At 67.2% G+C, this 3,229-nt stretch carries 4 protein-coding genes and 1 pseudogene; 3 read left to right on the forward strand and 2 right to left on the reverse strand.

Annotated features, from left to right (window positions below; genetic code table 11):
• Positions 1–231: pseudogene (locus BN996_RS07790) on the reverse strand (M20 family metallo-hydrolase); the annotation flags it as partial.
• Positions 232–359: 128 nt separating this feature from the next.
• On the opposite strand from BN996_RS07790, the gene BN996_RS07795 reads away from it, so the two are divergent.
• Positions 360–1,910, forward strand: coding sequence for a Na+/H+ antiporter NhaC family protein (locus BN996_RS07795; RefSeq protein ID WP_089778038.1), 1,551 nt, complete (start codon positions 360–362; stop codon positions 1,908–1,910).
• Positions 1,907–2,170 (forward strand): DUF7513 family protein, encoded by a 264-nt coding sequence (locus BN996_RS07800; protein WP_089778040.1) that lies wholly within the window; start codon positions 1,907–1,909, stop codon positions 2,168–2,170. Before BN996_RS07795 ends, BN996_RS07800 begins: the two co-directional genes overlap by 4 nt.
• 61 nt (positions 2,171–2,231) lie before the next feature.
• Here BN996_RS07800 and BN996_RS07805 read toward each other — a convergent pair whose 3' ends face one another.
• A complete protein-coding gene (locus tag BN996_RS07805; RefSeq protein WP_089778042.1) occupies positions 2,232–2,561 on the reverse strand; it encodes an uS10/mL48 family ribosomal protein in 330 nt (109 codons plus the stop codon).
• A gap of 159 nt (positions 2,562–2,720) precedes the next feature.
• On the opposite strand from BN996_RS07805, the gene BN996_RS07810 reads away from it, so the two are divergent.
• Positions 2,721–3,176 carry a bis(5'-nucleosyl)-tetraphosphatase gene (locus BN996_RS07810; protein WP_004043548.1) on the forward strand — a complete coding sequence of 152 codons (456 nt, stop codon included), beginning with the start codon at positions 2,721–2,723 and terminating at the stop codon, positions 3,174–3,176.
• Positions 3,177–3,229 lie beyond the last annotated feature (53 nt).

Consider the following 3,229-nt stretch of genomic DNA (forward strand, 5'->3'; position numbering starts at 1 on the left):
GGCCTCGCGGGCCCGCTCGAACCACGCGTCGAGGTCGGCGTCGTCGGGGACGGCCATGCGCTCGTCGGCGTCGAGCGTCTCGGGGCCGACGTAGAGCGCGTCGAGGTCGCGCGTCTCCAGTTCGTCGACGAGGCGGGCGGTGGTGTAGAACTCGCACCACGCGGGTTCGGGGTGGCGGTGCAGGTCGCGGCGAAGCGAGACGAGGTCGTCCATCGTCGCTCGGTTGCTCATGTCTCGGCTCTTCTTCGCCGGCGGTGATAAACGCTCCCGACGGCCCGTGAGCGAGAAACGCAACTTTGGAGGCGATAGTTGGAGGAAATTCGTGCCTATTATATGTAACAGTCAATCTCTGACAAACGATGCCAGAAGAACCGGACATCGAGCTCAGTTTCCGCGGCGGGCGACTCGTGAGCGCCCTGCCCATCGCCCTGTTCATCGCGTGGGCGATTTTCCAGAGCGGTATCCTCGGTATCGGCGATACGACCGGCCTCGTCGCGGGGATGCTGACAGGACTCATCGTGGGACTGCTGTTCGTCCGGGGGGACTGGAAGGACTACGCGGACGTCATCTTCGCCGGTATGACCCGTCGGGTCGCCGCGACGGCGGTCGTCGCGTGGCTCTGGGCGGGCATGTTCGCCGAGACCATTCAGGTCGGCGGCTTCGTCGACGGCCTCGTCTGGGCGGCCACGGTCCTGAACGTCGGTCCGGGGCTGTTCCCGGCGGTGACGTTCCTGCTCGCGGCGCTTCTCGCGACCGGCATCGGCACCGGCTACGGCACCGCAATCGCCTTCACGAGTCTCGTCTTCCCGGCGGGGCTGCTCCTCGGCGCGAACCCAGTGTTGCTGTTCGGCGCGATTCTCTCCGGCGCGGTGTTCGGAGACAACCTCGCGCCCGTCAGCGACACGACCATCGTCTCCGCGGTCACGCAGGACGCCGACATCGGCGGCGTCGTCGCCTCCCGCGTGAAGTACGCCGTCGTCGCGGCGGCGCTCGCAATCGCGGCGTACCTCGTCGCCGGCTTCGGAATCCCCGGCGTCTGGGGCGGCATGCCGCACGTCGACGTGGCCGGCGAGGTCTCGGCGTCGGTGTCGCCGTGGGGGCTCGTCCACCTGCTCGACATCGCCGTGGTCATCGTCCTCGCCGTCCGCGGCCGACACATCATCGAAGCCGTCTCGTGGGGCCTGCTCCTCGCGGCGGCGTTCAACGTCGCGCTCGGCGCGGCGAACCTCGTGGACGTATCGGCCGGGAACATGCTCCTGTTCAGCGCGCCGCAGAACGGGCTCACGCAGGCGGTCGAGGCGCTCCCGCTCATCGGTGCCGTCGTCGAGACGGTCCCCGCGGGGCAGGTCGGCGTCGGCGGCAGCGTCTACTCCGGCGCGGCCGGCTTCTTCCCGCTTATCGTCCTGACGCTCCTGCTCGTCGCGGGCGCGGAAATCATGCGCGCCGGCGGCGGCTTCGACGCGATTCAGGAGCTCGTCATCGACCGCGTCGCCACGACGGTCCGCCGCGCGGAGACCACGATGGTCGTCGGCACGGCGCTCGTCAACGCGACGGTCACCATCAACACGGCGGCCGAAATCGCCATCGCGCCCTACATCGCCACCCTCGGCAAGCGCTTCAACATCAACGGCTACCGCCGGGCCAACATCCTCGACGCCAACACCTCGGCGCTCGGCTACATCTTCCCGTGGGGCGGCGGCCTGCTCGCCGGCTACGGGGCCATGCAGGGCCTCGTCGGCGGCGAGGCGACGCCGTGGTTCACGGCGGACATGCTCGTGAACCCCGCGTCGGTCTTCCCCTACGTCTTCCACGGCTGGTTCCTCGTGGCGGTGTTCCTGTTCGCCGCGTGGACCGGCTACGGCCGCGAGTACGTCTCCGACCGCACGAGCGAGGAGGTGAGCCGCGTATGAGCCGCCTCAACAAGCTCTTGGCCGGCTGGACGTTCCGCACCGCGACGCCGACGTTCGAACCCGGCGAGGTCATCACGGCCTACGTCAGCGAGCGCAACGGCGACGGCCTCACCGTCCGCGTCGGCGACTCGGTCATCCGGGTCGAAGACGGCGGCGACGCGGCCGTCGAAGACAAGGTTCGACTGGAGGTCACGTCGTTCGACGCGACCAACCACGTCGGCACCGGCGACGTGGTCGAACTGCTCGGGCCGGACGCCTGAGCGGTCGAAAAACGGACAAAAAGCGCAGACCCGCGTCTTCGTTCGCGCTCCGCGACCGCCGTCAGCGGCGGTGGCCGAGCGGCTTTTTCTGTTCGACTTCGACTTCGAGGTGGACGCTGTCGGGGAACTCCTTGAGACCGACTTCGCGGGCGATCTGGTCCGCGCCGTGGATTTCGAGCCGACGGGTGTAGACGGGGTAGGACCACGACGAGAACTGGTCGCCGGGCTGGAGCGTCCGGTACTGCGGGACGCTCACCTGCTTCGGCTGGTCGGAGTGGGGGCCGCGGCACTCCGCGCCCTTCCGCTCGACGAACTGCTTGAGGTCGTCGACCACTCGGTCGAGGACCGCCTTATCACCGCTTTGAAAGGTGAGTTTTGTGACGAAGGCCATAGCTGGGTACTACTGGTTGTTGCACGCTCCGACGGTAAAAGCGCATCTACACGAACCGGGGACTCCGGGCTTCCGCCACCCGAATCCCGAACGAACGACCGTGCGAACCCGCTACAGCCTCCGATACCCTCTTAAAGGGTGGCACGTTTATTTCAGGTAATGGCAGTCGAAGCGGTCAGCGCTGGAGCCATTCTCTTCCGCGACACCCGCGGCCGGAGGGAGTACTTACTCCTGAAGAGCCGTCCCGGGGACTGGGAGTTCCCGAAAGGCGGGGTCGAAGGGGACGAGGAGCTTCAGCAAACGGCAATCAGGGAGGTCAAAGAGGAGGCTGGAATCCAGGATTTCCGCCTCATCGACGGCTTCCGCGAGGACTACAGCTACGTCTTCGAGGCGAACGGTACGACGATTCACAAGACGGTCCACCTCTTTATCGCGCGGTCGTTCGAGGCGTCCGCGGAGCTCTCGACGGAGCACCGCGACCTCCAGTGGCGCGACTACGAGCAGGCCATCAACACCATCACGCAGGACGGCCCGCGCGAGATATTCGAGCGCGCCCACGAGTTCCTCGACGACCTCGCCGCGAAAAACGAGGGCGAACACAAGTACCTGAAGTAGCGTCGGCCGACTCGGCCGACGCCCGAAACGCGACGCCCGCGAGCGACAGCGCC

This window comes from Haloferax massiliensis, assembly GCF_001368915.1.
In the GTDB taxonomy this organism is placed as follows: domain Archaea; phylum Halobacteriota; class Halobacteria; order Halobacteriales; family Haloferacaceae; genus Haloferax; species Haloferax massiliensis.

Bases quoted from the DNA above. Each gene is read 5' to 3' on its own strand.
- BN996_RS07795 (WP_089778038.1), top strand. From the start codon at position 360: ATGCCAGAAGAACCGGACATCGAGCTCAGTTTCCGCGGCGGGCGACTC.
- BN996_RS07800 (WP_089778040.1), top strand. From the start codon at position 1,907: ATGAGCCGCCTCAACAAGCTCTTGGCCGGCTGGACGTTCCGCACCGCG.
- BN996_RS07805 (WP_089778042.1), bottom strand. From the start codon at position 2,561: ATGGCCTTCGTCACAAAACTCACCTTTCAAAGCGGTGATAAGGCGGTC.
- BN996_RS07810 (WP_004043548.1), top strand. From the start codon at position 2,721: ATGGCAGTCGAAGCGGTCAGCGCTGGAGCCATTCTCTTCCGCGACACC.